A 26913-nucleotide genomic window follows, 5' to 3' on the forward strand; every position below is an offset into this window, starting at 1 on the left:
TGACCTTAATAAACGTTAAGTCGCTTCTGCCGAAGGTCTTTCATCTTTATCGATCTTTCTATATACGTGGATGCACGTGACTACCGTCACATGCCACCTCTGTGTTGGAGGACTCGTGAGAAGACCCATCGCAGTGGCCAGCGTCGCCCTACTCGTGGGTGCCCTGCTGACCAACGCCGCCACGTCAGCGTCGGCGGCACCGCCCGCGGAGCCGGGTCCGGCCGGGGCGGTGGCCCGGGCCGATCAGGCGCTTGGCCAGCACCTGGGAGTCGTCCGGGCTTCGGGCGCGGACCGGTTTGCCGTCTACAGTTCGAAGGTCGACGCCGACGGCGCCGCGCACGTGCGGTACACCCGTACCTATCAGGGTCTGCGCGTCCGTGGCGGCGACATCGTCATCCACACCGCGCCCGACGGCGGCTACGCGGGCAGTTCGGTCGGACTGGTCGCCCCGTTGACGCTCGGCACCACGCCCAAGGTGTCGGCAGCGGCGGCGGCCAAGGCGGCCAAGGCCCAGTTCCGCGGATCCCTGACCGCGGTCGGCGCGGCCGAGCTGTTTGTGGAGGCCTCCAGCGGCTACGGCCGGCTCGCGTGGGAGACGGTGCTCGCCGGTTGGGCGCCGGACGGGCAGACCCCGTCCCGGCTGCACGTGATCAGTGACGCGGTGACCGGGGCGTTCATCGGCTCCTATGACGAGATCGAGATGGTGGACGGCACGGGCAACTCGGTCTACGCGGGCACCGTGACGGTCTCGACGACCCAGTCGGGCAGCTCGTACCAGATGGTCGACCCGACGCACGGCAACGGCAACACGTGCGACATGAACAACGGCACGTCGTCGTGCACGACCTTCACGGACGCGGACAACGTGTGGGGCAACGGGTCCCCGTCGAACGACCAGTCCGCCGCGGTGGATGCGCACTACGGCGCGGCGTTGACCTTCGACTACTTCAAGAACGTGCACGGGCGCAACGGCATCTTCGGTAACGGTCAGGGCGTCCCGTCGCGGGTGCACTACGGCAGCAACTACGTCAACGCGTTCTGGGACGGCTCCCAGATGACGTACGGCGACGGTGACGGTAACGCCAACCCGCTGGTCTCGATCGACGTGGCCGGGCACGAGATGAGCCACGGCGTCACGGAGAACGTCGTTCCCGGCGACCTCACCTACTCGGGCGAGTCGGGCGGCCTGAACGAGGCTACCAGCGACATCTTCGGCAACATGGTCGAGTTCTCCGCGGGCAACAGCAGCGACCCCGGCGACTACGACGTCGGTGAAGAGATCGACATCAACGGCGACGGGACCCCGTTGCGGTACATGTACAACCCGTCGCTGGACGGAGCCTCGCACTCCTGCTGGTCGACAACCACCAAGAACGTCGACGTCCACTACTCGTCCGGTGTGGCCAACCACTTCTACTTCATGCTGGCCGAAGGGAGCGGCGCCACGCCGTACGGCACCTCCCCGGTCTGCGGCACCGCGCCGGCGGTCACCGGCATCGGCCGGGCCAAGGCGGAGAAGATCTGGTTCCGCGCCCTGGACACCTACTTCACCTCCAACACCTCGTACGTCAACACCACCAACCCGGCCAACACCGCCCGCGCCTACACCCTGAGCGCGACGACCGACCTGTACGGCCTGTGCTCCACCGAGTACAAGACCGTCCAGGCCGCCTGGACCGCCGTCAACGTGGCCGGCAACGACCCGAGCTGTGCGGCCAACGACTTCACCGTGGCGGTCTCGCCGGCGGCGGCGTCGGTGGACCCGGGCAACTCGACCGCGACGACCGTGTCGACCACTCTGATCCGGGGCTCGGCCCAGACGGTGAACCTGTCCGCCGCCGGCCTGCCGTCCGGTGCCACCGCCGCGTTCAGCCCGTCCTCGATCGCCTCGGACGGTGGCTCCTCGACGATGACGATCAGCACCTCGGCGTCGACCCCCAGTGGCGTCTACACCGTGACCGTCACCGGTACCGGCACCGAAGCCACCCGCACCACCTCGTTCACGCTGACCGTCAACGGCCTGCCCGGCTGCTCCGGCAGCAACAACACCGACGTGGCGATCCCGGACAACTCCACGGTGGAGAGCACGATCGTGATCTCCGGTTGTGCGGGCAACGCTTCGGCCACGAGCACGGTCGAGGTGCACATCGTCCACACCTACATCGGTGACCTTGTGGTCAACCTGGTTGCTCCGGATGGCACCACCTATCTGTTGCACAACCGGACCGGTAGTGGCACCGACAACATTGACCAGACGTACACCGTGAACGTCGCTGGTGAGGCTGCCAACGGGGCCTGGAAGCTGCGGGTGCAGGATGCTGCCAGCGTTGACAGTGGCCACATCAACTCCTGGGCGTTGGACCTGGGTGGTGGCACCGCGCCTCCGGACTGTGGAGCAACGAACGGCACGGACGTGGCGATCCCTGATCTCTCCACGGTGGAGAGCAACGTGACGGTGTCGGGTTGTACGGGTAATGCCTCCGCGGCCAGCACTGTCGAGGTGCACATCGTGCACACGTTCCGGGGTGATCTGGTTGTGCACCTGGTTGCTCCGGACGGCTCGGCGTACCTGCTGCGCAATGGCGGTGGTGGCAGTGCCGACAACCTCGATGAGACGTACACCGTCGACCTGTCGAGCGAGGCGCGCAACGGGGCCTGGAAGTTGCGGGTGCAGGACACCGGCCGCCGCGACACCGGCTACATCAACTCCTGGACGCTGACCCTGTAGCACAGCCGAGAACCGTAACCGGATCTGAAGGGTGTTCCGGTGCGCTGATCAGCGCACCGGAACACCCTCGCCTCCAGGCGCACAACGCAGAAGCCGTCCAGGCCGGGCGGCTGCCTGCGCGTGTTCCCTGACCACTCATGAAGGAAGGCGTCATGAGACGAAGCAATGCCATCCGACGTGGTGTGCTGGCAGCGGTCGCCGTGTCAGCGCTGGTAATTTCTGGCGCGCCGTCCCCTGCGGTCGCACAGACCGGAGTTCCCGCGCCGGCCACGCTCTCGTCACCGGACCTCTCACTGTCGAACGTGAAGGCGCACCTCGACCAGTTCCAGACGATCGCCAACAACAACGGCGGCAACCGCAGTTCCCGGAGCACCGGCTACACCGGCTCGGTGAACTACGTCTACGACCGGCTTACCGCAGCCGGGTTCACCGTGGTCAAGCAACCGTGCACGTCGGGATGTACCAGCGGCGCCGGTCCGAACGTGATCGCCGACTGGCCCGGCGGCGACCCCGACCAGGTCATCATGCTGGGCGCCCACCTCGATGGCGTCTCGGCCGGACCGGGCATCAACGACAACGCCTCCGGCTCGGCCACCATCCTCGAGATCGCGCTCACCCTGGCTGCGCAGAACCCCACCATGCTCAAACACGTCCGGTTCGGCTGGTGGACCGACGAGGAGCAGGGCCTCAACGGGTCCGACTTCTACGTGGACCAGCTGCCCGCGGCGGAACGCGCGAAGATCCAGGCCTACTACAACTTCGACATGGTCGGCTCGATAAACGGCGGTTACTTCATCAACCGGATCAGCAGCGAAGCCGGGCAGGTCCTGAAGGCCTACTACGACTCGATCGGTGTGGAAACCGAGGAGAACTACGAAGGCGCGGGCCGTTCCGACGACGCGTCGTTCAACGCGGCCGGCATCGAAACCAGTGGGGTGGCGGCGGGCGCCAGCTACCGGAAGACCGCGGGGCAGGTGGCGAAGTGGGGTGGCACCCAGTCCGCCTTCGACCCGTGCTACCACGCCTCCTGCGACACCATCGGCAACATCAGCGACACCATCCTGGACCGGGCTGGCGACGCGGCGACGTACGCGCTGTGGGCCACCGCCGTTGCCGGTGACCCGGCTGACGTGGTGGTCGCCGACCCGGGCGACCAGTCGTCGGCGGTGGGTGTCGCGGTGTCCCTCGACACCTCTGCTTCCGGTGGTACGGCGCCGTACTCATGGTCGGCGACCGGATTGCCGGCCGGGTTGTCCATCGACGCGTCGACAGGCCGGATCACCGGTACCCCGACGACAGCTGGCGCATCGACGGTGACGGTGACCGCGATCGACTCGGCAAGTCCACCCCGGTCGGGGAGTGCCATGTTCACGTGGGCGGTGTACCCCACCAGCGGCGGCTGCTCCGGCAGCAACAACACCGACGTGGCGATCCCGGACAACTCCACGGTGGAGAGCACGATCGTGATCTCCGGTTGTGCGGGCAACGCTTCGGCCACGAGCACGGTCGAGGTGCACATCGTCCACACCTACATCGGTGACCTTGTGGTCAACCTGGTTGCTCCGGATGGCACCACCTATCTGTTGCACAACCGGACCGGTAGTGGCACCGACAACATTGACCAGACGTACACCGTGAACGTCGCTGGTGAGGCTGCCAACGGGGCCTGGAAGCTGCGGGTGCAGGATGCTGCCAGCGTTGACAGTGGCCACATCAACTCCTGGGCGTTGGACCTGGGTGGTGGCACCGTGCCGCCGGACTGCGGAGCAACGAACGGCACGGACGTGGCTATTCCCGATCTCTCCACGGTGGAGAGCGGCGTGACGGTGTCGGGTTGTACGGGTAATGCCTCCGCGGCCAGTACTGTCGAGGTGCACATCGTGCACACGTTCCGGGGTGATCTGGTCGTGCACCTGGTCGCCCCGGACGGCTCGGCGTACCTGCTGCGTAACGGCGGTGGTGGCAGTGCCGACAATCTCGATGAGACGTACACCGTTGATCTGTCGAGCGAGGCGCGCAACGGGGCCTGGACGTTGCGGGTGCAGGACACCGGTCGCCGCGACACCGGCCACATCAACTCCTGGACGCTGACCCTGTAAACGCCACCGCCGCGGAGTGCGGTGAGGGCCTGCCAGGCTTCGCGGCGCCAGATGTCCCAGGCCGTCAAAACCGGCGAAGCGCAGTTGCTCTGACGCGGGCTGGCCGTCGTTGTACGCGCATCCAGCGCACCAACTCGCGGTTGGCCGCACCTGCCGAGTGCTCGACGGTGTGGGATTCGAGGTTGGCCTCGAATCCCACACCGGGACGCGCGGGTCAGCCCTGGTGACCGCGCGGACGTGGGTCAGGCGCGCTGGGCGAGTGCGTCGACCAGACGGCGCGCCGAGCCGGCCAGGTTCCACTCGCCGGCCAGCTCCAGCAGCCGGTCGGGGTCGGCCGGGGCGCTGGGCAGCGCGGTGGTCAGCTCGGGCAGCGGCACGTCGAGGGCGACCCGGACCACCTTCGGCGCCACGGCCAGGTAGTCGCGCGCGGCGGCGAGCTTGGTGCGCAGCCCGGGGGCGAAGCCGGAACTCGGGTCGTCCAGGGCGGCCAGGATGCCCGCGATGTCGCCGTAGCGCTCCACGAGCCGGGCGGCCGTCTTCTCGCCCACGCCCGGCACCCCGGGCAGCCCGTCGCTCGGGTCCCCGCGCAGGGCGGCGAAGTCGGCGTACCGGGCGGCCGGCACCCCGTAGCGGGACCGCACAGCGTCGTCGTCGCAGTCCTCCAGCTTGGCCACGCCCCGCCCGACGTAGAGCAGCCGCACCGGGCGGTCGTCGTCGACGAGCTGGAACAGGTCCCGGTCGCCGGAGACGACCTCGACCGGCGCCGGCTGGGTCACCGACAGCGTGCCGAGCACGTCGTCGGCCTCGTAGCCGGCCGCGCCGACGTGGGTGATGCCGACGGCGTCGAGCACCTCCAGGATCAGCGGCACCTGTGGGCTGAGCGTGTCGGGCACCACCTCGCCGCCCTCGGGCGCCAGCCGGTGCGCCTTGTACGACGGCAGCAGCGCGACGCGCCACTCGGGTCGCCAGTCGTGGTCCATGGCGCAGACCATCCGGTCGGGCCGGCGGGTGCGGATCAGGGCCGCCAGCATGTCGAGGAAGCCGCGCACCGCGTTGACCGGGCTGCCGTCGGCGGCGCGGGCCGCGGACTCGGGGATGCCGAAGAAGGCCCGGAAGTAGAGGCTGGGCGCGTCGATGAGCATGATCGGGGATCGCTGTGCCACGCCCGACAGCCTGGCACACCGCGCCGACGTTCGGGGGGTACGGCACGGCGGGACAGCCGACGGTCAGGGGCGCTCGTCGCTGGAGTAGAGCGTCTCGCGGCGGGCCAGGTACTGCACCGCGTAGCTCGCGACCAGCAGCGCGACCGCGAGCGCCACCTCGATCCAGGCCGCCGTGCCGTTGGCGATCGTCAGGCCGACGATCAGCAGCACCAGGCCGGCGACCGCGAGGATCCCGGACCAGAGCAGCCGGCGGCGGCGCGCCGCGGCGCGGTCCGGGTCGTTCGGTGCCACGGCTGTCGCTCCTCTCCGCCGGCGAGGCGCTCGCGGCTCCAGGCTATCGGCACGACCGGCCGGCCGCGCCGGAACCGTGCTGCGAGCGCCCCGACGAGGGGCGCAGACTGGCCGGTGTGACGTTCCTTCCCGGCCTGACGCTCGGCCGACGGTTCCACGCCGAGGTGCTCGCGCCGATCCTGCGCCGGCGCTTTCCCGGCCTGCGCTACGCGGCCGGCCTGCTCGACGGCGGCTCGGAGCTGCTCGGGCTGGACACCGCGCGCTCCACCGACCACGACTGGGGGCCGCGGGCGCAGCTCTTCGTGGCGGCGGCCGACGCGTGGCGGATCCCGCGACTGCACGCCGCGCTGGACGCCGACCTGCCGGCCGACTTCCTCGGCTGGCCGACCCGGTTCGCCGGCCACGGCCGCCTCGGCGTGGTCGACCCGGCGGGGGTCCGGCACGGGGTGAAGATCGACGAGCTGGTCGGCTGGTGGCGCGACCGGCTCGGCTTCGACCCGGCCGCCGGGGTCACCACGGCCGACTGGCTGGCCACCCCGACGCAGCGGCTGGCCGAGGTGACCGGCGGCGAGGTCTTCCACGACGGCCTCGACGGGGCGCTCACCGGGGCACGGGGCGCGCTGCGGTGGTACCCGGACGACGTGTGGCGGTACGTGCTCGCCGCCGGGTGGACCCGCGTCGCCCAGGCGGAACACCTGCCCGGCCGCTGCGCCGAGGTCGGCGACGACGTCGGCAGCCGGGTGGTCACCGCCGGGCTGGCCCGGGACGTGATGCGGCTCGGCCTGCTGCTGCGTCGCCGCTGGCCGCCGTACGACAAGTGGCTGGGCACCGTGTTCGGCCGGCTGCCCGGCGCGGGACCCGTGGTCGCGGCCCTGGCCGACGCGCTGGGCCCGGGCGACTGGCCACGCCGGGAGGACGGGCTGGTCCGGGCGCTGGAGACCGTCGCCGCCTGGACCGACGACACCGGACTGGCGGCGCCGGTGCGCGCCCGGCCGCGCCCCTTCCACCGCCGGCCCTTCCTGGTCCTGGACGCCGGCCGGGTCGCCGCCGCACTGCACGCCGCCGTCACCGACCCGGCCCTGCGCGGTCGGCCGCCGGTCGGCGCGGTCGACCAGTTCGTCGACAGCGTGGACCTGCTGACCCACGCCGACCGGGCCCGCCGGCTGGCCGGCGCGCTGCCCGACGTGCCCGACGGGCCGGACGGGCCGGGCTGAGCGCGGGGTCGGGCCGTCAGCGGCCCGCCGGCGCGGGGCTCGCCCGGCGGTCGCCGGCCGCCCGGTCGTGGTCGGTGAGGTCGCGCAGGCGCCGGACGGGGGACAGCAGCAGCGCCAGGGGCGCGCAGACCGCCGCGAACGCGAAGACCAGCAGGGCGGCGCGGGTCCCTGCGACGCCGGCGAGTGCGCCCGCGAGCAGGCCACCGACCGGGATGGCTCCCCAGGAGACGAACCGGACGGTCGCCATCACCCGGGAGAGCAGCTCGGGCGGGCTGGCGATCTGGCGGTAGGTCCGGGTGGTCACGCTGAGCACCACGACGCCGGCCGCGAAGACGACGTTGCCGACCGCGAAGGCGACGTACGCCGGCCAGCCGGTGCCCCAGGGGACGACGAACGCGCCGCCGACCGACACGAAGCCGGCGACGACCAGGGCCCGGGCGGTCCCGATCCGGGCGGTGATCCGGGACGTCAGCGCGGCCCCCACGAGCGAGCCGATCCCCTCGACGGCGAGCAGCAGGCCGACCAGGCCCGCCGGGGCGTGCAGCTCGCGTACCAGGTGCAGCGGGTAGAGCGCGAGCTGCGCCCCGCAGACGAAGTTCACCGCCGTCGCGGCCCACATGCCGGGGCCCATCACCGGGTGGTACGCCACGTAGCGCCAGCCCTCGCGGATCATCTCCCCGACCGGCGGCCAGCGGTCCGGCGCGTCGACGCGGCGGGCGGGCAGGGAACGGAGCAGGGCCGCCGAGACGAGGTAGCCGGCGGCGTCGACGAGCAGGGTCGGCACCGCGCCGAGCGCCTGCACCGCGAGGCCGCCGAGCGGCGGCCCGCCGAGCTGGGTGGTGGCGTGCGTGGCGGAGGTCAGGCTGTTGCGGGACTGGAGCTGGTCCCGGTCGACGATGCTCGGCAGGAAGGTCGAGTTGGCCACGTCGAAGAGCACCGTGGCGAAGCTGACCACCAGCGCGGTGACCACCAGGTGGGCGACGGTCAACCGGTCGGACCACCATGCGACCGGCACCGACGCGACGGCCAGCGCGCGGGCCAGGTCGGCGCCCACCTGCGTCCCGCGCAGCGGCAGCCGCTGCGTGAGGACGCCGGCCGGCAACCCGATCACGAGCCAGGCGACGTAGCTGGCCGCCGCGATGAGGCCCATCTCGAACGCGGTGGCGTCGAGCACCGTCAGCGCGGTCAGCGGCAGCGCCACGGCGCCGACCGCCGACCCGACCGCGCTGGTCGTGCCGGCGGCCCACCACCGCCAGAACACCCCGGCTGCATGCCCGACGCCCATGTCGTCCGCCCCCGTCCGCGAGCCAGTGAGTTCCAATCTGAAACGGACTATAGTCGAGGGCGACGGAGCGGACGGGGGTGGGATGTGCGGCGGGCCGACCTGGCGGACGCGGACTGCGGCATCGCGCAGGCGCTCGGCGTCCTCGGCGACTGGTGGACGTTCCTCATCGTGCGCGAGGTCGCCGGCGGGACCACCCGCTTCGACGCGCTCCACCGCGAGCTGGGCGTCAGCCGGCGGGCGCTGACCGAACGCCTGGCCGGGCTCGTCACGCACGGCGTGCTGGAGAGACGGCCCTACTCGGCGCACCCGCCCCGCTTCGACTACCTGCTCACCGCCAAGGGCGAGGGCCTGTTGCCGGTGCTCATCGCCCTGCAGGACTGGGGCACCCGGTACGTGATGGGCGATGGCGACCTCACCGCGACCGCCGACGCCGCCTCCGCCGAGGCGCGCCGCGTGCACGACCTCGTCGGCCGGCGGCTGCCCGACGTCGTCCTGCCCGGGCACGACGGCCGGCCGGTCGCGCCGGCCGACGCGCCGGGCTGGAGCGTGCTCTACTTCTTCCCGGGGGCGTTCGCACCCGGGGCGCGGGCCCTTCCGCCGGGCTGGGGGGAGATTCCCGGCGCGGCCGGCTGCACGTTGGAGTCCACCAGCTACGCCGCCCGACACGCGGACTTCCGGGCCGCCGGCGCGCGCGTCCTCGGAGTGAGCACCCAGCGACCCGACCAGCTCGCCGACTTCGTGGCGCACGCCGAGCTGCCCTTCCCGCTGCTGTCCGACCAGGACGGCCGGCTCGCGGCGGGCCTGTCGCTACCCACCTTCCGCGCCGGCGGCGTCGAGCGGTTCAAGCGCCTGACCCTGCTGGTCGGCTCCGACGCCGTCGTCCGCGCGGTGCAGTTCCCGGTGACCGATCCCGCCGGCTCCGTCGACGAGATGCTCGCCCTCGTCCGGCGCCGGGCCGCCTCCTGAGCGTCCGGCCGGGAAGTGCCCGTCGGCGCGTCGGGCCGCCGCCCGCGCCTCGTCCGGGGAGCGCCCGCCGGAGCGCCGGGTGGGCTGGGTCGGTGCCCGAACGACCGTTAAGCTGGCCGGTGTGGGATCCGAGAAGCTGTACCCGCCGCAGCGGCTGGCCGCCGCGCAGCGCGCCACCGCCGCCGCCGGGCTGGACGCGCTGCTGCTCACCCCCGGCTCAGACCTGCGCTACCTGACCGGCTACGACGCGCACGCCGGCGAGCGCCTGACCTGCCTGGTGCTGCCCGCCGAGGGCGAGCCGACGCTGGTCGTGCCCACCCTGGAGCGGCCGGCCGCCGAGGCGTCCCCGGCCCCGGCCAACGGCGTGCGGATCGTCGACCACGCCGACGGTACGGACCCGTACCCCCTCGTCACCGCCGCCCTCGGCGGGCCGGTGGCGGCGGTCGGGCTGGCCGACCGGATGTGGGCCGAGCAGGTCCTCGCCCTGCGCGCCACGTTGCCCGGCGCCACCCAGCGGCTGGCCTCCGAGGTGCTGCGCGAGCTGCGCATCCGCAAGTCCCCGGCGGAGGTGGCGGCGCTGGCCGAGGCGGGCGAGGCGATCGACGCGGTGCACGACCGGATGGGGGAGTGGCTGCGGCCGGGGCGCACCGAGACGGAGGTCGCCGCCGACATCGCCGCGGCGATCCGGGCCGCCGGGCACGTCACCGTCGACTTCGTGATCGTCGCCGCCGGCCCGAACGGCGCCAGCCCGCACCACGGCACCTCCGACCGGCCGATCGGCGCCGGCGAGCCGGTGGTGGTGGACATCGGCGGCACGATGCCCTCGGGCTACCGCTCCGACTGCACCCGCACCTACGTCGCCGGTGGTCCGCCGCCGGCCGAGTTCGCCGACTACTACGAGGTGCTGCGCGCCGCACAGGCGGCGGCGGTGGCCGCGGTCCGCCCCGGGGTGACCGCCGAGGCCGTCGACGCCGCCGCGCGGGAGCCGATCGCCGCCGCCGGCCACGGCGCGGCGTTCCTGCACCGCACCGGCCACGGGATCGGCCTGGACGGCCACGAGGAGCCGTACGTGGTGGCCGGCAACGCCCGCCTGCTGGAGGCGGGGATGGCGTTCTCCGTCGAACCGGGCATCTACCTGGCGGGCCGGCACGGCGCCCGCATCGAGGACATCGTCGTCTGCACCACGGACGGCGTGCAACGGCTCAACACCACCCCCACGGAGCTCATCGCGCTATGACTGTCGACCGGATCCTCCCCACCGACGAGGCCCACGACCTGCTCGACCTCGCCGCCGAACTCGCCGACCGGGAGCTCGCCCCGAAGGCGGCCGGGTTCGAGGAGCGCGCCGAGTTCCCCCGCGAGGTGCTGCGCACCCTCGGCCGGGCGGGCCTGCTCGGCCTGCCGTACGCCGAGGAGCACGGCGGCGCCGCCCAGCCGTACGAGGTCTACCTGCAGGTGCTGGAGATCCTGGCCAGCCGCTGGCTCGCGGTCGCCGAGGCGGTCAGCGTGCACACCCTGTCCTGCTACCCGCTCGCCCAGTTCGGCACCGACGAGCAGCGCAAGCTGCTGCCGGACATGGTCGGCGGGGAACTGCTCGGGGCGTACTGCCTCTCGGAGCCGCAGGGCGGGTCGGACGCGGCCAGCCTGACCACGAAGGCCGTACGCGACGGCGACTCCTACGTCGTCACCGGCACCAAGGCGTGGATCACCCACGCCCGGGTCGCGGACTTCTACAACATCTTCTGCCGCACCGGCGGGCCCGGCCCGAAGGGCATCTCCTGCCTGCTGGCCGACCGGGGCACGCCGGGCATCGCCCCGCAGGCCGCCGAGCGGACGATGGGCCTGCACGCCTCGCCGGTGGCACAGGTCGCCTTCGACGACGCCCGTGTGCCGGCCGAGCGGCTCATCGGCGGGGAGGGGATGGGCTTCACCATCGCCATGTCCGCCCTGGACTCGGGGCGCCTCGGCATCGCCGCCTGCGCGGTGGGGCTGGCCCAGGCGGCGCTGGACTACGCGGTGGGCTACGCGAAGGAACGGCAGCAGTTCGGCCGGGCGATCATCGACTTCCAGGGGCTGGGCTTCACCCTCGCCGACCTGGCCACCCAGATCTCCGCCGCCCGGGCGCTGATGCTCTCCGCGGCCCGGCTGCGCGACGCCGGCCGGCCGTACTCGATCGAGGCGGCGAAGGCGAAGCTGTTCGCCACCGACGTGGCGATGCGGGTCACCACCGACGCGGTGCAGGTGCTCGGCGGCGCCGGCTACGTGACCGACCACCCGGTGGAGCGCTACATGCGCGAGGCCAAGGTGCTGCAGATCGTCGAGGGCACCAACCAGATCCAGCGGCTGGTCATCTCCCGGGCGCTCGCGAAGGGCTGACGGTGCCCCGACGGGCCGGCACGACACGTGCGCCGCGTCGTGCCGGCGGGGGTGCGTCGTCGCAGCCGGGCGGTTTTCCCGGTAGGTTGCACGCCGTGGAGGAGATCGACCGCGCCATCGTCGCCGCACTGACCGCTGACGGTCGGCTGTCGTACACGGATCTGGCGGAGAGGGTGGGCCTGTCGGTGTCCGCGGTGCACCAGCGGGTGCGCCGGCTGGAGCAGCGCGGCGTGATCAAGGGGTACGCCGCCCGGGTCTCCTTCGAGGCCCTGGACCTGCCGCTGACCGCGTTCGTGGCGATCCGGCCGTTCGACCCGTCCCAGCCGGACGACGCGCCGGAGCGGCTGGCCCACCTGCCGGAGATCGACTCGTGCTACTCCGTGGCGGGGGAGGACTTCTACCTGCTGCTGGTGCGGGTGGCCAGCCCGACCGACCTGGAGCGGGTGCTCCAGGAGATCCGGACGGCGGCGAACGTGACCACCCGCACGACGGTGGTGCTGTCGACGCCGTACGAGAACCGGCCGCCGAAGATCAGTGCCGAGCTCCAGGCTCGGGCGCGTTCCCGTTCGGCGGGGGAACCGGCTGGTTCCACCGCTGGATGACCCGCCGGCCGTGCTCGTGGCCGAGCACGCTGACGGTGGCGGTGTCCAGCCGCAGCAGCCCGCCGGCCGACGGCGGCAGGCCGACCCAGCGGGCGCCGAGCACCCGCAGGCTGTGGCCGTGCCCGACGAGAGCCACGGTGCCCCGGTCGAGCAGCGGGTGGACCCGGGCGAGCACCCGGTCGACGCGCTCGCCGACCTCGCTGGGGGACTCCCCGCCGGGGCAGCCGTCCGTCCAGAGGTTCCAGCTCGGGTGGTCGTCGTGGATGTCGGCGGTGGTGCGGCCCTCGTAGTCGCCGTAGTGCCACTCGGCGAGGTCGTCGTCGGTGCCGGTGACGGGGAGGCCGGCGAGTTGCGCGGTGCGCAGCGCCCGGGCCCGGGGGCTGGTGAAGACGGCGGCGACGTGCCGGCCGGCGAGGAACTCGCCGAGGGCGCGGGCCTGCCGTTCGCCGTCGGGGGTGAGCGGCAGGTCGGTGTACGAGGTGTGCCGGCGGCTGGCGCTCCAGGTGGTTTCGCCGTGCCGGATCAGCAGGATCTCTCCCATTCGTCCAGTCAACCAGAAGCCCGTCACTCCCGTTCACCTAGTGTCCTAGGATGCCTTAGGGGGTGTGCACCCCACCACACGGCACAGCCCAGGTTTCCACCCGCCGGGTCCGGGCACGCAGTCGGACGAGGGCGCGGAAGGCCCGGCCCGGCGCAGGAGCAGGGAGGCGACATGAGCTTCACCGAGAAGGCGAAGAACAAGGTCGAGCAGCTGACCGGCGCGGCCAAGGAGCGAATCGGCGACGTCACCGACAACGAGCGGCTGCGGGGCGAGGGCGCCACGCAGCAGAGCGACGCGCGTGCCCGGCAGGCCGGCGAGCGCATGAAGGAAGCCGGCCGCGACGCGAAGGACGCCTTCACCCGGTGACCCGTGTGCGGTGACGGCCCCCGGCGCACATGCCGGGGGCCGTCACCTCGTCCGGGGGACCGGTCGTAGCTTCCAGCGAAGATGCAACGACTAGGCAATTGACCTTGGTTGGAAGGTCGCGGGCGTCGTGGGCGAGGCTGTCGTGGCAATCGTCATGGGGTGTCGACCGCGGACCTGGAGGTGGGCGCGGCGGCAGGGATGACGGCGCGGTATTTGCCGCCGGCGTTCTGTTGCGGCGGCTCGCTGGCGCGCTCGATGGCGACGTGGCCGAGGCCGTGGCGGGCCAGCAGGTCGCGCATGCGGGTCTCGACCTGGTGCCAGAGGGCGTCGGAATCGGCGCCGGATGCGGGGAGCAGCCGGATACGCAGTGTGGTCGGCGCGGTCTGGACGATCTGGAACAGTTCCAGGCCGGGTACCGCTTCCAGCAGCGTGGCCAGCGGGAGTGGGGCGAGGACGACCGGCGCCTCTTCCCCCGCCCCGGCCCGGCGAGGGAAGGTGAGCAGGTCGGCGGCGCGGCCCTGGACGCGGACGGCCGGGCCGGGGTTGCCGCACGGGCAGGCGTCGGGGCGCGCGAGGACGGCGTCGCCGAGGTCGTAGCGCAGGATCGGCTGCACGTGGTTGGCCAGGTTGGTCAGCAGCACGGTATGCGACGGCTCGCCGGGCGTCACCGGCTGATGCTGTTCGTCAACGGGCTCGAGGATGGCCCAGTCGGCGTTGAGGTGCATCCAGCCTTCGGAGCAGCCGTAGCTGAGGAACGGGCACTCGTTGCAGGCGTAGCTGGTGCGCACCTTCGCCCTGAGCGCGGTCGCGATGCGCGCGTACTCCGGGGTGGGCAGGCCTTCGGCGCTGAGCGTCACGAGGGCGGGGTTGATGTGCAGCCGTCCCGCCTCGGCCTCGCTGGCCAGCAGCGCGCCGATGCTGGCGTACGGGGCCAGCACCGTCGGGCGGAACGCGTTGAGCTCGGCCACGAGGTCGTCCAGCGGCTGGTGCACGCTGAAGGCGGCGACGCGGGAGCGACCGCGCAGGCGGGCAGCGGCCACGGTGGAGGCGAAGTGCCCGCCGACCGGCGCCACCAGCGCCATCCGGGCGCCGCCGCGCATGATGTGGGCCACGTCCCGGATGCTCAGCCAGCTGGCCAGCATCCGCGCCATCATCGCGGAGGTCACCGCGCCCGCGCGGGCGTCCTGCAGGAAGATGCCGTGCGTGCCGGTGGTGCCGGAGGTGGTGGTGAGCGTGTAGCGGCCGGCGAACGGCTCCCCGACGCGCGCGGGGTCGTCGGCGAACGCTCGCGCCTGCGCCAGGGTGACGGCCGGGTCGGTGACCCAGTCGTCGAAGGCGGCCATCAGCTCGCTCTTGGTTGTGGCCGGCAACAGGGCCACGTCGTTCGCCCCGGCCGGTAGGCCCCGGTACAGGTGCCGGTAGTAGGGCGAGTGGGTGCGCGCCCAGGCTACGAGCTCGGTCAGGCGGGCTCGCTGCCGGGCGGCCATCGCCTGCTCGCCGCCGGCCTTCGCGGAGCGGGCGTCGGCCAGCAGCCGCAACTTTGAGACCTTCATGTGCTGTGGTGTCCTTCCTCGTTGGCACCGTTGGTGGTGGCGCTGGACGTGGTGCGGTGGGCGACGGCAGGCAGTTAGTCGCCGCTGCTCCGGGGTGGCTTGCCGCTTGCCGGGGTGCAGGCCGTGCCGAGGCAGCTCGGTCAGGAACTCTTTGGCGGTGGACCGATCGCGTGATCGAACCGGGGCGCGGTAGGCGGGCCGGGCCGGCACCACCGTGGCTCCCCGGTCGGCCATCTGTTGTGGCCACCGTGCAGTCGGTCGGCTCGGGTGTGGCCGGGCCTGACCGGCCACCGTCTCCGTACCTGTCAGGTCGGGGACGGCTCCTACCGGCGGCCGGCGACCTTGGCGGGTTTGGCGGGTTTGGCGAGGCGGCCGATGCCGGGCAGGAACCGGCCCACCCGCGAGGCATAGGCGGCGTAGGCGGCGCCGTGCGTGCGGGCGAGGTATGGCTCCTCCACCGCGCGGACCTGTAGCTGGATCGACACGACCAGGACCACGGTGGCGGCGAGGGAAATCGGATTCGGCGCCATCAGTGCCAGTCCAAGGCTCGTCACGATCATCGCGGTGAAGATCGGGTTGCGGGCCAGCGCGAACGCGCCTCCGGTGACCAGGTCGGTACGTTCGCCAGGGTCGACCCCGACCCGCCACGAGGTGCCCATGCCTGTCTGCGCGGCCAGGGTGGCGATCACTCCGGCGACGGCGAGCAGCAGTCCGATGGTCCGCGTCGTGGGCCGGTCGAGAGTGTCGACCGGGTTCATGCCGGCGAGCGCGGCGACCGGGCCGGCTGTGCCGAGCAGCAGCGCGGCGACGAAGAGCAGTTTGGCCCACCAGCGCAGCGTGCCGGCCGGTCCGGCGTCCAGCCGCAGTCCCGTGTCGCCGGTGCGGCGCCACTGCGCGAGACTGCGCCACCCGAACGCCAGTCCGAGGGCGAACAGGTAGATCGGTAGGGCGATGGCGGCCATCGGCTCACTCCCTGCCGGCGCAGCAGTCGTCACCGCAGCCATGCACGGGCGCGGAGGGGGCGGTTACGGCGGATACTGTGGTGGCCGGTGCGCAGCAGGCGTTCCCGCGCCACGCCTCGCGGCCTTCCTTCACCGCGACGGCGGCGATGACGAGGGCGGCGACCGGGTCGGCCCACCACCAGCCGAACAACGAGTTGACGGCCAGGCCGACCAGCAGCACCGCGGACAGGTAGGTGCACAGCAGGGTCTGTTTGGAGTCGGCCACCGCCGAGGCGGAGCCGAGTTCACGGCCGGCGCGGCGCTGCACGGCCGACAGCACCGGCATCACGACCAAGGACAGCGCGGCCAGGATCAGGCCGACGGTGGAGTGCTCAGCTCGGTCGGCGCCGGTCAGAGCCCGCGCCGACTCCACCGTCACGTAGGCCGCGAGGGCGAAGAACGACACTGCGATGATCCGCAGCGTGGTGCGTTCGCGGCGTTCGTGGTCGGCGGCGGAGAACTGCCACGCCACGGCGGTCGCCGAGACGACCTCGATGACCGAGTCCAGCCCGAAGCCGATCAGTGCGGTCGACGACGCGAGAGTCCCCGCGGTGGTCGCCACCACCGCCTCGACGACGTTGTAGGTGATGGTCGCGGCGACCAGCAGCCGCACCCGCCGGGCAAGCACCGTCCGCCGGGTCGCCGGCGGCCCGGCGGGTGCCAACCGGATCGGGGTGGCCATCAGCAGCATCCCTGCTCGGCTGCGACGGGACACGCCGCCGGATCCACCGCCAACACCAACCCGAGCAGGTCGCCCAGAGCATGGGCCAGCCGGGCGTCGGTCAGCTCGTAGCGGGTGTGCCGCCCCTCTGGAACGGCAACGACCAGCCCACAGCCGCGCAGACACGCCAGATGGTTGGACAGGTTCTGTCGGCTGGTGCCCAGCACCTCGGCCAACTCCGCCGGATGCCCCGGCCCCTCGCGAAGCGCCAGCAGAAGCCGGGTCCGCACCGGATCAGACAAGGCATGGCCGAAGCGCGCCAGCACCTGTCCGTGCGTCAACGTCTCCACACCCGAACCGTACAGCAGCCACTGTATTCAGCAAAGGCTGTACCGCGATGAGGGTGGATCATCAGGCGGCGAACACGTAATCGTTGGTTTTTCGCTGGAAGCTACGGCCGGCCCCGGTGGGGCGCAGCTTCCGGCCCGGAGCAAGGTTGAGAAGCTGCGGCCTGGTCTACGTGGTGTCCGGCCCGTAGCGTGCCGTCCGTTCGCTGACGGTCGATGTCTGGGCGGTGCGGCGCCGGTGGTGATCAGCGCGGGTGCGCTCGTGCGGGTCGCCGACGGCCCGCCAGGAGGCGCCCATCGGCGGTTGCGCGCGAGCGTCGCCGCGACGCTACCGAGGCGACTGCCAGGCCGGCTGCCACCGGCGAGCCGGCCTGGCAGTCGTCCGTGTGGCCGCCGGCCGCCGGTCCGGCCGGGGTGAGCGCGGGCGCGCAGCAGGTGTCACCGCGCCACGCTTCGCGGCCTTCCCTGACCGCCGCGGCGGCGATGACCAGCGCGGCGATCGGGGCGGCCCAGGGCCACTAGCAGCAGCCCTGCTCGTCGGAGTTCGGGCAGGCGGCCGGGTCTACCGTCAGTACGAGACCGAGCAGGTCCGCGAGGGCGTGCGCCAGCCGGGCGTCAGCCAGTTCGTACCGGGTGCGGCGGCCCTGCGGCACCGCGACCACGAGACCGCAGCCGCGCAGACACGAGAGGTGGTTCGACAGGTTCTGCCGGGTCGTGCCCAGCAGTTCGGCCAGTTCCGCTGGGTATCCCGGCCCGTCGCGCAGCGCCAGCAGTAGCCGCGCCCGGGTCGGGTCCGAGAGGGCATGACCGAAGCGGGCCAACACCTGTCCGTGCGTCAACGTCTCCACACCGTGGATAGTACATCTGATGGTGTACTGATCGAGGTGGCGGCCGTCTCGACGCGTACGGCACAGCGGGGTGAACCGTCGTGGCTTGGAGACGCGCCACCCCCGGAGCCGGTGGTCGGCGCCGGGGGCGGCGGGGTGCGGGTGGGTCAGTCGTCGACGCGGTGGTCGGCCCACCACTTCTGCCCGGTCTCGGGCAGGGTGTCGATCGGGTCGTAGTAGGCGTAGCGCTTGTTGAGCGCCTCGGTGTCGGCGGACTCGATCGAGGTGCGGTAGTTCTTGGTCCAGTAGGAGATGCCGCGCTCGCGGTCGTACTCGGTGAGCATGTGCACCCAGCGCTTGCCGACGAAGGGGACGTCGCAGACGATGCGCGGGGTGGCGTAGCCGGGCAGGTAGCCCATGATGTCGTGCTGGAGCTGCTGGGCGTGCCAGACCGGGACCCGCCAGTGCTCGGCGTTGGGGATCATGTCGCACATGTAGAAGTAGTACGGCAGGATGCCCGCCTCGCCCTGGAGGGCGAAGCAGAGGTCGAGCAGGTCGGGGGCGGTGGCGTTGACGCCGCGCATGAGCACGCCCTGGTTGCGGACGTCGCGGACGCCGACGTCGAGGGCGGTCTGGGCGGCCCTGGCGACCAGCGGGGTGAGCGACTGGGCGTGGTTGACGTGGGTGTGGATGGCCAGGTTGACGCCGCGGCGGGCGGCGGTGCGGGCGACGCGTTCGAGGCCCTCGACGACGTCGGGCTGGAGCCAGTGCTGGGGCAGGCCCATGAGCGCCTTGGTGGCGAGCCGGATGTCGCGGATGGTCTCGATCTCGAGCAGCCGCATCAGGTAGGACTCGAGGTTCTTCCAGGGCACGTTGGCCACGTCGCCGCCGGAGACGACGACGTCGCGGACGCCGGGGTGGGCCTTGAGGTAGCTGATGTGGGCGTCGTAGCGGTCGACGGGCTTGAGGGTGAGCTTGAGCTTGTCGACGGTGGGGGTGGAGTTGCCGACGAGGTCCATGCGGGTGCAGTGGCCGCAGTACTGCGGGCAGGTGGAGAGCAGTTCGGCGAGGACCTTGGTGGGGTAGCGGTGGGTGAGGCCCTCGGCGACCCACATGTCGTGTTCGTGCAGGGAGTCGCGGCTGGCGTACGGGTGGGAGGGCCAGTCGGTGCGCCGGTCGGAGGCGACGGGGATCATGTAGCGCCGGATGGGGTCGGCGAGCAGCGCCTCGGTGGTCATCGGGGCGAACGGGACCATGGTGTTGAGCATCTGCGGCGGCACCAGCATGGACATGGTGGCCAGGGCCTTCTGGTCGGCCTCGAGGTCGGCGTAGAAGGTCTCGTCGACGAGGTCGCCGAGCACGGTGCGTAGCTGCTTGATGTTCTTGACGCAGTTGACGCGCTGCCACTGCGCGTTCTCCCACTGGTCGCGGGTGACGTGGCGCCAGCCGGGGAAGCGGGTCCAGTCGGGTTCGACGAGGGGTGCGCGGCGGTATTCGTAGGGCTGTCCGGCGGTGGGGACCGCGACCGGCGCGGGGCGGGACGCTGGGATGGTCTCCACCGGTTGTGTCTGGGTCACGGCCCCTCCTCGGGTGGTGCGGTTGATCAGCGATTCCGAAGGCTACTGGAAAATATCCGGTGAAGAAATTAGTCTGCCGGAAGTTTTCCCGCTACGCGAGCCCTGGCCGGGGCTTCGGGCGGCTTGACAGGGGGTGGTCTGCGTGACGTCACCGGTGGGTCTGCACCGCGTTGTCGAACCGGCGGGGGTGCTGCCGCAGGCGGCGTGGCGGCTCGACGCGAGCCCGGAGATCGCGGCGAACGAGGTCCGCATCCGGGTGGAGCGGTTGAACCTCGACGCGGCGAGCTTCCGGCAGTTGTGGGAGAAGCACGGCGGTGACGGCGACGCGGTCCGCGCCGAGGTGCTGGAGATCGTGTCGACCCGGGGGAAGATGCAGAACCCGGTGACCGGTTCCGGCGGGATGCTGATCGGCACGGTGGAGGAGGCGGGGCGGCGTTCCCCGCTGGGGTTGAAGGCGGGGGAGCGGGTGGCGACGCTGGTGTCGCTGACGCTGACGCCGCTGACGATCCTCGACGGTCTGGCGCGGTGGGACGGGCGCAGCGAGCAGGTGCCGTGCGACGGGTACGCGATCCTGTTCGCCCGGTCGATCGCGGCGGTGCTGCCGGCGGACCTGGACCCGCAGTTGTCCCTGGCGGTGCTGGACGTGTGCGGGGCGCCGGCATTGACCTCGCGGGTGGTGGCGCGGCACGTGGCGGACCGGGAGCGGGCGGGGAACACGTCGCCGGTGCGGGTGGCGGTGATCGGCGGCGCGGGCAAGAGCGGGTCGTTGTCCCTCGCGGCGGCGCGGCGGGCGGGCGCCGGCCGTACGGTCGGGGTGGTGCCGGTGGCGGCGGAGCGGGACGCGCTGACGGCGGCGGGTCTGGCGGACGCGGTGGCGTTGGCCGACGCGCGGGATCCGGTGGCGTTGTCGTCGGCGGTGACCACGGCGCTGGGTGCGCCGGCCGACGTGACGGTGGTCTGCGTGGACGTGCCGGGTTGTGAGCACGGGGCGGTGCTGGCGACCGCGGACGGCGGCACCGTGATCTTCTTCTCGATGGCGACGAGTTTCGCGGCGGCGGCGTTGGGCGCGGAGGGTCTGGCGGCGGACGTGACGATGCTGGTGGGCAACGGCTACGTGCCGGGGCACGCGGAGCTGGCGTTGGGGTTGTTGCGGTCGGAGCCGGGGGTCCGGGCGCTGTTCGAGTCGCGGTTGGCGGCAGACTGAGTGTCATGACGAACCCCTCGACTCTGTACCGCGGCGGCGTGCTGCACTGTCCGGCCGATCCGAGTGCGACGGCCCTGTTGGTGACCGACGGCAGGATCTCGTGGTTGGGGGCGGACGCGGACGCGCCGGCGGCCGACCGGGTGGTGGACCTGGACGGGGCGTTGGTGACGCCGGCGTTCGTGGATTCGCACGTCCACGCGACCGACACGGGGTTGGCGTTGTCGGGGCTGGACCTGTCGGCGGTGCGGTCGGCGGGGGAGTTGCTGGACGCGGTGGCGGCGTTCGCGGCGGGGTTGCCGTCGGACGCGGTGGTGCTGGGGCACGGGTGGGACGAGTCGAGTTGGCCGGTGCCGGAGCTGCCGGACGCGGCGACGCTGGATCGGGCGGCCGGGGGCCGGCGGGCGTACCTGTCGCAGGCGTCGATCCATTCGGCGTTGGTGTCGGCGGCGCTGCTGGCGGCGTGTCCGCAGGCGGCGGCGTCGGCGGGGTTCGACCCGTCGGGTTGGTTGCGGCGTGACGCGCACCACGTGGTGCGGGCGGCGGCGTTCGCGTCGGTGACGCGCGCGCAGCGGGTGGCGGCGCAGCGGGCGGCGTTGGCGCACGCGGCGTCGCTGGGCATCGCGGCGGTGCACGAGTGCGGCGGGCCGGAGATCTCCGACGAGGAGGACTTCACGGGCCTGCTGGCGTTGTCGGGCGACGGCGTGGCGGAGGTGTACGGGTACTGGGGCGAGCTGCTGGGTGCGGCACGGGCCCGGGAGTTGGGCGCGGTCGGGGCGGGCGGTGACCTGTTCGCCGACGGGGCGTTGGGCTCGCGTACGGCGCATGTGTCGCGGGACTACCTGGACGGCGACGGGGGCTGCGGGCACGGGTACGTCTCGGCGGAGCAGGTGCGGGAGCATCTGTTGGACTGCGCGGCGCACGGCATGCAGGGCGGGTTCCACGCGATCGGTGACGCGGCGATCTCGACGGTGCTGGAGGGTTTCGCGGGCGCGGCGGAGAAGCTGGGCACGGATCGGGTGCGGGCGGCACGGCACCGGGTGGAGCACGCGGAGATCATGAACAAGCGGCTGATCGCCGGGTTCGTGGAGTACGGGATCGTGGCGAGCATGCAGCCGGCGTTCGACCGCTTGTGGGGCGGTGCGGGCCGGATGTACGAGTCGCGGTTGGGTCTGGACCGGTCGTTGGAGTCGAACCCGATGGGGGCGATGCACGGGGTCGGGGTGGCGTTGGCGTTCGGGTCGGATTCGCCGGTGACGCCGTTGGATCCGTGGGGTTCGGTGCGGGCGGCGGTGTGGCACCACAATCCGACGCAGCGGATGAGTGTGCGGGCGGCGTTCGCGGCGCACACGCGTGGCGGGTGGCGGGCGGTGCACCTGGACAACGAGGGTGTGTTGGCGTTGGGGGCGCCGGCGACGTTCGCGGTGTGGTCGACGCCGGCGGGGGTGGAGCGGGGTCTGCCGGTGTTGTTGGCCGAGGACCTCGAGGCGCGGGGTCCGGAGGATCCGACGCCGTTGCCGGTGTGTCGGCGCACGGTGCTGCGTGGTGACGTGATCTATGAGGAAGGGTCGGCGTGAGCGAGTGTGGCGGGTGGTTCGGTGGGGGCGCGGGTCGCGTCGTCGCCGGCCGGAGTGAGGTGACGGTGTGACGGGCAAGCTTGACCTGGATCCGCGGTTGGTGACGCGGGCGCGGGAGTTGGCGCGCCGCGCCGGGCAGCCGGTGGTGGATCTGGCGCGCAGCCACACGACGGTGTCGGTGGAGCGGGCGGTGCTGCGGTTGGCGGGGGTGACCGGCGCCGACCCGGACGGTATTCCGTGGGTGAACCGCCTCGTCGACGCGGTGGTCGCGGACGTGGGGTTGGGGCACGGGGTGGCGGTGCCGGTGTTCGACGCCATGGCGCGGGAGCAGATCGCCGACGTGACGTTGCTGGCGCAGAAGGCGGCGGCGGGGTCGGTGCGGTTCGAGGTGCCGTCGGGGAAGGCGGCCACGGCGGCGCGCAAGGCGGCGCGCAAGGCCGTGGCGGCCGGGATTCGGCTGGTCGACCGGCGCCGCGTCGAGCGGGACCGTCTGGTCAAGCGGTACGGGGATCCGAAGCAGCGGCCGTGGATCTACCTGATCGTGGCGACGGGCGACATCTACGAGGACATTCCGCAGGCGCAGGCGGCGGCGCGGGCGGGTGCGGACATCATCGCGGTGATCCGGTCGACGGGGCAGTCGCTGCTGGACTACGTGCCGGAGGGCGCGACCCGGGAGGGGTTCGCCGGCACGTACGCGACGCAGGAGAACTTCCGGCTGATGCGGGCGGCGTTGGACGAGTCGTCGAAGGAACTGGGCCGGTACGTGCGGCTGACGAACTACGCGTCGGGGCTGTGCATGCCGGAGATGGCGACTCTGGCGGGCCTGGAACGGCTCGACATGATGTTGAACGACTCGATGTACGGGATCCTGTTCCGCGACATCAACCCGATCCGCACGTTCGTGGACCAGCGGTTCTCGCGGCAGGTGCACGCGCGGGCGGGGATCATCATCAATACCGGTGAGGACAACTACCTGACCACCGCCGACGCGGTGGACGAGGCGCACACGGTGACGGTGTCGCAGCTGCTGAACGAGTTCTTCGCGCACGAGGCGGGGCTGCAGGACTGGCAGTTGGGCCTGGGGCACGCGTTCGAGATCAACCCGGATGTGCCGGGGTCGTTCCGGTTGGAGTTGGCGCACGCGCTGCTGGCGCGGGAGTTGTTCCCGGACGCGCCGCTGAAGTGGATGCCGCCGACGAAGCACATGACGGGGGACGTGTTCCGGGGGAACCTGCTGGACGGGTTCTTCAACCTGGTGGGCACGATGACGGGTCAGGGCATCCTGCTGGTGGGGATGATGACCGAGGCGGTGGTGACGCCGTGGTTGTCGGACCGGGACATCGCGCTGCAGAACGTGCGGTACGTGCTGGGCGCGGCCGGTGGGCTGCACGAGGATTTCGTGCCGGCGCCGGGCGGGTTCATCCAGCAGCGGGCCAACCGGGTGCTCGGTGAGGCGGTGGATCTGCTGGAGCGCATCGGGGAGCAGTCGCTGTTGACGGCGATCGCCGAGGGCACGTTCGGGATCATGAAGCGTCCGGCTGACCGGGGCAAGGGTCTGGCGGGGGTGGCCGCGCACGAGGCCGACTACTTCAACCCGGCCACGGAGATCCTGGAAGGGGATGCGGCGTGAGCGCCGTCGAGGTCGGCGCGGTGGCGCCGGGCGGCGGGGCCGCCGAGAAGAAGATCGTGCGGCCGTACGGGGACACCACCGGCGACGGCATGGTGCAGGTGTCGTTCACGTTGCCGGTGCCGCACGACAAGCGGGCCGAGGGCGCGGCGGTGCAGTTGGCGAACAAGATGGGCATCGACCCGGCGATGCTGGTGCACGCCAAGCCGATGAGTGAAGGTTTCACCTTCTTCGTGGTGTACGGGCGGGTGAACCACCTGGTGGACCTGTCGGCGGTGCAGGTGGTGGAGCGTGACTTCCCGCTGCTGTCGGCCAAGGAGGTCAACGCGGTGGTGAAGCAGCGGTTGCGGCGCAAGTTGTCGGTGGTCGGGGCGTGCATCGGCACGGACGCGCACACCGTGGGCATCGACGCGATCCTCAACGTGAAGGGCATCGCGGGGGAGAAGGGCCTGGAGTACTACCGGGAGTTGAAGGTCACCAACCTGGGTGCGCAGGTGAGCGTGCCGGAGCTGGTGGAGGCGGCCCGGGCGGAGAAGGCCGACGCGGTGCTGGTGTCGCAGGTGGTGACGCAGCGCGACGCGCACCTGCACAACACGCGGGAGATGTCGGCGGCGTTCCGGGAGGCGATGCCGGCGGGACGCCGGCCGCTGCTGATCGTGGGTGGGCCGCGGTTCGACGAGACGATGGCCGGCGAGTTGGGCGTGGACCGGATCTTCGGCCGGGGCACCACGCCGGGCGAGGTGGCGAGCTATCTGGTGCACGCGTTGATCACGGAGAAGAAGGCGAAGGCATGAGTGATTCCCGGGTCGGTCTGACCGTCACCCACCGGCGGTATGTGCCCTACTCGCACGCCCACTACGCGGGCAACCTCGTCGACGGGGCGTACGCGTTGGGGTTGTTCGGGGACGTGGCGACGGAGGTGTGCATCCGCACCGACGGCGACGAGGGGTTGTTCGCGTCGTACTCGGACGTGCAGTTCCGCGGCGCCATGCGGGCCGGGGACGTGTTGGAGGTGACGGCGACGGTGACCCGGGTGGGCACCCGCAGCCGCACGATCGACTTCGAGGCGCGGGTGGTGTGCCGGGGCCGCCCGGACCGGGGCGAGTCGGCGGCGGAGGTCCTCGACGAACCGATCGTGGCGGTCACCGCGACCGGCACGGTGGTCGTCCCGCCGGCGGCGTGAGGCACGCGGTCTGCGCCGACGTCGGGTCCACGTACACGAAGGTGGCGGTGGTGGACCTCGACGGCGGCGCGCTGGTCGCGGCGGCGACGGCGCCCACGACGGTGGGCACGGACGTGCTGCACGGCCTGGACGCCGCGGTCGGGGCGGCCACGGCCGGCCTGCCGGTGGGTGACGTGCCGTGGTACGTGTGCTCGTCGGCCGGTGGTGGGCTGCGGCTGGCCGTGGTGGGCTACGAGCATCTGGTGACCGCGCAGGCGGGCCGGCGGGTGGGTCTGTCGGCGGGCGCGAACGTGGTGCACGTGGCGGCGGGGCGGCTCGGCGCGCCGGAGCTGGCGGGGCTGCGGGCGGCCCGCCCGGACGTGGTGCTGCTGGTCGGCGGCACCGACGGCGGTGACGCCGAGACGTTGACGCACAACGCGACCCGGCTGGCGAAGGCCCGCTGGCGGGTGCCGGTGGTCCTCGCGGGCAACGTCGACGTCCGCGACGACCTGCACGCCCTGCTGGCCGGCGCGGGGGTGCCGGTGACGGTGGCCGACAACGTGCTGCCCCGCATCGGGGTCCTGGCGCCGGCGTCGGCGCGGGCGGCGATCCGGGAGGTGTTCCTGCGGCACGTCATCGGCGGGAAGCGGCTGTCGCGGGGGCCCCGGTTCGCGCGGCTGGTGCGGGCGGCCACGCCCGACGCGGTGCTGACCGGCGTGGAGGTGCTCGCCGACGCCCTCGGCGGTGACCTGGTGGTGGTGGACGTCGGTGGCGCCACCACCGACGTGTACTCGGTGTTGACGCCCGACGAGCGGGCCAGCGGGCCGGGCCGGGAGGTGGCGGGTTCGCTGTGGCGGGCCCGGACCGTGGAGGGGGACCTGGGCATGCGGTGGAGCGCGCCGGGGGTGGTGCGGGCCGCCGTCGAGGAGCGGCTGCTGAGCGACGCCGAGGGCGACGACCTGGCGGCCGCGGCGGTGGTGCGCGCCGACGACCCGGGGTTCCTGCCCGCGGGGGACGTCGACCGGGCCGTGGACGCCCGCATCGCGGCCCTGGCGGCGACGGTGGCGTTGCGGCGGCACGCCCGGGGCGCGGCGACGGGTGAGCGGGCCGGCCGGGACCTGCGGGACGTGCGGCTGCTCGTCGGTTCCGGTGGGGTGCTGCGGCACGCCGCGCCGGCCGACGCGGCGGGTGTGCTCTCCGCGGTGTTGACCGACCACGCGGGCGGGTGGCCGCTGCCGCGTGCCGCCCGGCCGGTCGTGGACACCGACTACGTGCTGGCCGCCGGTGGGTTGCTCGCCGCCGAGCATCCAGCGGCGGCGGGGGCGCTGCTGCGTCGCCACCTGGCCACGGATTGAGACTCGCCGACGCGACACGCCGTGTTGCAACACACGACAGGCCCGGGTGGGTTGACAGCGGCGGGGGTCCACGCCGTACCGTCTTTGAGTCCTACTACGGGAAGCGGCTGTTGTTCGCTTCGTCCCTTCGTCCGCTGGCCGAGCGACATGTGCAGTGCGTCGCGGCGGCCAGGTCCAGCGGGCGGGGGTCGGCGGGGCGGCGCGAACCGGCCGCGGTTACCGGTGTACGGGCAGGGTGAGGTGCACGGCCAGTAGACAACGGCCAGGCGGGGGCAGCCAGTCCGCGTCGGGTCGGTCCGAAGGTCGGCGTAGCTCGTTCTCGCCCCACCGGCCGGGAAGGGCCTGGGAGCATCGGGGCGCGGCGCAAGCCGCGCCCCGATTTTCGTCTCTGCGG

24 protein-coding genes and 1 pseudogene are annotated in these 26913 nt (G+C 72.4%); 14 read left to right on the plus strand and 11 right to left on the minus strand.

Annotated features, from left to right (window positions below):
- Positions 1 to 115: 115 nt before the first annotated feature.
- Together ABT006_RS11685 and ABT006_RS11690 are read left to right on the plus strand one after the other, a co-directional pair.
- On the plus strand, positions 116 to 2728 hold the full coding sequence (locus ABT006_RS11685; protein WP_350705392.1) for a proprotein convertase P-domain-containing protein: 2613 nt from the start codon (positions 116 to 118) through the stop codon (positions 2726 to 2728).
- A 152-nt stretch (positions 2729 to 2880) separates the two neighbouring features.
- Positions 2881 to 4827 (plus strand): M28 family peptidase, encoded by a 1947-nt coding sequence (locus tag ABT006_RS11690; protein WP_350705394.1) that lies wholly within the window; start codon positions 2881 to 2883, stop codon positions 4825 to 4827.
- A gap of 242 nt (positions 4828 to 5069) precedes the next feature.
- Here ABT006_RS11690 and ABT006_RS11695 read toward each other — a convergent pair whose 3' ends face one another.
- Entirely contained in the window at positions 5070 to 5969 is a 900-nt protein-coding gene (locus tag ABT006_RS11695) for a 5'-3' exonuclease (RefSeq protein ID WP_350705683.1), read from the minus strand.
- A gap of 84 nt (positions 5970 to 6053) precedes the next feature.
- Positions 6054 to 6281, minus strand: coding sequence for a hypothetical protein (locus ABT006_RS11700; protein WP_350705396.1), 228 nt, complete (start codon positions 6279 to 6281; stop codon positions 6054 to 6056).
- 116 nt (positions 6282 to 6397) lie between these two features.
- Between ABT006_RS11700 and ABT006_RS11705 the strand changes: the two genes are divergently transcribed.
- Entirely contained in the window at positions 6398 to 7495 is a 1098-nt protein-coding gene (locus tag ABT006_RS11705) for a DUF4037 domain-containing protein (protein WP_350705398.1), read from the plus strand.
- Positions 7496 to 7511: 16 nt separating this feature from the next.
- Here the strand turns inward: ABT006_RS11705 and ABT006_RS11710 are convergent, their stop codons facing one another.
- The gene (locus ABT006_RS11710; protein ID WP_350705685.1) at positions 7512 to 8780 is read right to left on the minus strand and encodes an MFS transporter; all 1269 of its coding nucleotides are present in this window, start codon (positions 8778 to 8780) and stop codon (positions 7512 to 7514) included.
- Between the two features lie 84 nt (positions 8781 to 8864).
- Here ABT006_RS11710 and ABT006_RS11715 point away from each other — a divergent pair, with 84 nt between their 5' ends.
- The 4 genes from ABT006_RS11715 (at position 8865) to ABT006_RS11730 (ending at position 12724) form a co-directional block, all read left to right on the plus strand.
- The gene (locus ABT006_RS11715; protein WP_350705399.1) at positions 8865 to 9746 is read left to right on the plus strand and encodes a winged helix-turn-helix transcriptional regulator; all 882 of its coding nucleotides are present in this window, start codon (positions 8865 to 8867) and stop codon (positions 9744 to 9746) included.
- Between the two features lie 121 nt (positions 9747 to 9867).
- The gene (locus ABT006_RS11720) at positions 9868 to 10983 is read left to right on the plus strand and encodes a M24 family metallopeptidase (protein ID WP_350705401.1); all 1116 of its coding nucleotides are present in this window, start codon (positions 9868 to 9870) and stop codon (positions 10981 to 10983) included.
- Entirely contained in the window at positions 10980 to 12122 is a 1143-nt protein-coding gene (locus ABT006_RS11725) for an acyl-CoA dehydrogenase family protein (protein WP_350705402.1), read from the plus strand. Before ABT006_RS11720 ends, ABT006_RS11725 begins: the two co-directional genes overlap by 4 nt.
- Before the next feature lie 95 nt (positions 12123 to 12217).
- On the plus strand, positions 12218 to 12724 hold the full coding sequence (locus tag ABT006_RS11730) for an Lrp/AsnC family transcriptional regulator (RefSeq protein WP_350705403.1): 507 nt from the start codon (positions 12218 to 12220) through the stop codon (positions 12722 to 12724).
- Here the strand turns inward: ABT006_RS11730 and ABT006_RS11735 are convergent.
- A complete protein-coding gene (locus ABT006_RS11735) occupies positions 12654 to 13265 on the minus strand; it encodes a histidine phosphatase family protein (RefSeq protein ID WP_350705405.1) in 612 nt (203 codons plus the stop codon). The two genes, ABT006_RS11730 and ABT006_RS11735, sit on opposite strands and share 71 nt — an antisense overlap.
- Positions 13266 to 13436: 171 nt before the next feature.
- On the opposite strand from ABT006_RS11735, the gene ABT006_RS11740 reads away from it, so the two are divergent.
- The gene (locus tag ABT006_RS11740; RefSeq protein ID WP_350705407.1) at positions 13437 to 13631 is read left to right on the plus strand and encodes a CsbD family protein; all 195 of its coding nucleotides are present in this window, start codon (positions 13437 to 13439) and stop codon (positions 13629 to 13631) included.
- Positions 13632 to 13783: 152 nt separating this feature from the next.
- Here the strand turns inward: ABT006_RS11740 and ABT006_RS11745 are convergent, their stop codons facing one another.
- From ABT006_RS11745 to ABT006_RS11775, 7 genes and pseudogenes are all read right to left on the minus strand, one after another.
- The gene (locus ABT006_RS11745) at positions 13784 to 15184 is read right to left on the minus strand and encodes a phenylacetate--CoA ligase family protein (protein ID WP_350705409.1); all 1401 of its coding nucleotides are present in this window, start codon (positions 15182 to 15184) and stop codon (positions 13784 to 13786) included.
- Positions 15185 to 15507: 323 nt separating this feature from the next.
- On the minus strand, positions 15508 to 16146 hold the full coding sequence (locus ABT006_RS11750; protein WP_350705411.1) for a methyltransferase family protein: 639 nt from the start codon (positions 16144 to 16146) through the stop codon (positions 15508 to 15510).
- Between the two features lie 4 nt (positions 16147 to 16150).
- Positions 16151 to 16867, minus strand: coding sequence for a cation efflux transmembrane domain-containing protein (locus tag ABT006_RS11755; protein WP_350705412.1), 717 nt, complete (start codon positions 16865 to 16867; stop codon positions 16151 to 16153).
- A complete protein-coding gene (locus ABT006_RS11760; protein ID WP_350705414.1) occupies positions 16867 to 17196 on the minus strand; it encodes an ArsR/SmtB family transcription factor in 330 nt (109 codons plus the stop codon). The genes ABT006_RS11755 and ABT006_RS11760 overlap by 1 nt, the downstream gene beginning before the upstream one ends.
- 415 nt (positions 17197 to 17611) lie before the next feature.
- Positions 17612 to 17711 (minus strand): annotated as a pseudogene (locus ABT006_RS35095) (cation transporter); the annotation flags it as partial.
- A complete protein-coding gene (locus tag ABT006_RS11770; protein ID WP_350705416.1) occupies positions 17712 to 18041 on the minus strand; it encodes an ArsR/SmtB family transcription factor in 330 nt (109 codons plus the stop codon).
- 146 nt (positions 18042 to 18187) lie between these two features.
- A complete protein-coding gene (locus tag ABT006_RS11775) occupies positions 18188 to 19597 on the minus strand; it encodes a KamA family radical SAM protein (protein WP_350705418.1) in 1410 nt (469 codons plus the stop codon).
- A 142-nt stretch (positions 19598 to 19739) separates the two neighbouring features.
- On the opposite strand from ABT006_RS11775, the gene kdd reads away from it, so the two are divergent.
- From kdd to ABT006_RS11805, 6 genes are all read left to right on the plus strand, one after another.
- Complete coding sequence (gene kdd / locus ABT006_RS11780) at positions 19740 to 20801, plus strand: L-erythro-3,5-diaminohexanoate dehydrogenase (protein WP_502890912.1); 1062 nt, start codon at positions 19740 to 19742, stop codon at positions 20799 to 20801.
- A 5-nt stretch (positions 20802 to 20806) separates the two neighbouring features.
- Positions 20807 to 22375, plus strand: coding sequence for an amidohydrolase (locus ABT006_RS11785; RefSeq protein ID WP_350705420.1), 1569 nt, complete (start codon positions 20807 to 20809; stop codon positions 22373 to 22375).
- Between the two features lie 67 nt (positions 22376 to 22442).
- Positions 22443 to 24005 (plus strand): lysine 5,6-aminomutase subunit alpha, encoded by a 1563-nt coding sequence (gene kamD / locus ABT006_RS11790; RefSeq protein ID WP_350705422.1) that lies wholly within the window; start codon positions 22443 to 22445, stop codon positions 24003 to 24005.
- Between the two features lie 20 nt (positions 24006 to 24025).
- Entirely contained in the window at positions 24026 to 24796 is a 771-nt protein-coding gene (gene kamE / locus ABT006_RS11795; protein ID WP_466023471.1) for a lysine 5,6-aminomutase subunit beta, read from the plus strand.
- Positions 24793 to 25185 carry a 3-aminobutyryl-CoA ammonia lyase gene (gene kal, locus ABT006_RS11800; RefSeq protein WP_350705426.1) on the plus strand — a complete coding sequence of 131 codons (393 nt, stop codon included), beginning with the start codon at positions 24793 to 24795 and terminating at the stop codon, positions 25183 to 25185. The genes kamE and kal overlap by 4 nt, the downstream gene beginning before the upstream one ends.
- Complete coding sequence (locus ABT006_RS11805; RefSeq protein ID WP_350705428.1) at positions 25182 to 26519, plus strand: glutamate mutase L; 1338 nt, start codon at positions 25182 to 25184, stop codon at positions 26517 to 26519. Before kal ends, ABT006_RS11805 begins: the two co-directional genes overlap by 4 nt.
- Positions 26520 to 26913 lie beyond the last annotated feature (394 nt).

The organism is Micromonospora sp. NPDC002717 (genome assembly GCF_040295705.1).
Classification (GTDB): domain Bacteria; phylum Actinomycetota; class Actinomycetes; order Mycobacteriales; family Micromonosporaceae; genus Micromonospora.

Bases quoted from the DNA above. Each gene is read 5' to 3' on its own strand.
- ABT006_RS11785 (WP_350705420.1), top strand. From the start codon at position 20,807: ATGACGAACCCCTCGACTCTGTACCGCGGCGGCGTGCTGCACTGTCCG.
- ABT006_RS11725 (WP_350705402.1), top strand. From the start codon at position 10,980: ATGACTGTCGACCGGATCCTCCCCACCGACGAGGCCCACGACCTGCTC.
- ABT006_RS11695 (WP_350705683.1), bottom strand. From the start codon at position 5,969: ATGCTCATCGACGCGCCCAGCCTCTACTTCCGGGCCTTCTTCGGCATC.
- kal (WP_350705426.1), top strand. From the start codon at position 24,793: ATGAGTGATTCCCGGGTCGGTCTGACCGTCACCCACCGGCGGTATGTG.
- ABT006_RS11745 (WP_350705409.1), bottom strand. From the start codon at position 15,184: ATGAAGGTCTCAAAGTTGCGGCTGCTGGCCGACGCCCGCTCCGCGAAG.
- ABT006_RS11755 (WP_350705412.1), bottom strand. From the start codon at position 16,867: ATGGCCACCCCGATCCGGTTGGCACCCGCCGGGCCGCCGGCGACCCGG.
- ABT006_RS11710 (WP_350705685.1), bottom strand. From the start codon at position 8,780: ATGGGCGTCGGGCATGCAGCCGGGGTGTTCTGGCGGTGGTGGGCCGCC.
- ABT006_RS11750 (WP_350705411.1), bottom strand. From the start codon at position 16,146: ATGGCCGCCATCGCCCTACCGATCTACCTGTTCGCCCTCGGACTGGCG.
- ABT006_RS11735 (WP_350705405.1), bottom strand. From the start codon at position 13,265: ATGGGAGAGATCCTGCTGATCCGGCACGGCGAAACCACCTGGAGCGCC.
- ABT006_RS11690 (WP_350705394.1), top strand. From the start codon at position 2,881: ATGAGACGAAGCAATGCCATCCGACGTGGTGTGCTGGCAGCGGTCGCC.
- ABT006_RS11740 (WP_350705407.1), top strand. From the start codon at position 13,437: ATGAGCTTCACCGAGAAGGCGAAGAACAAGGTCGAGCAGCTGACCGGC.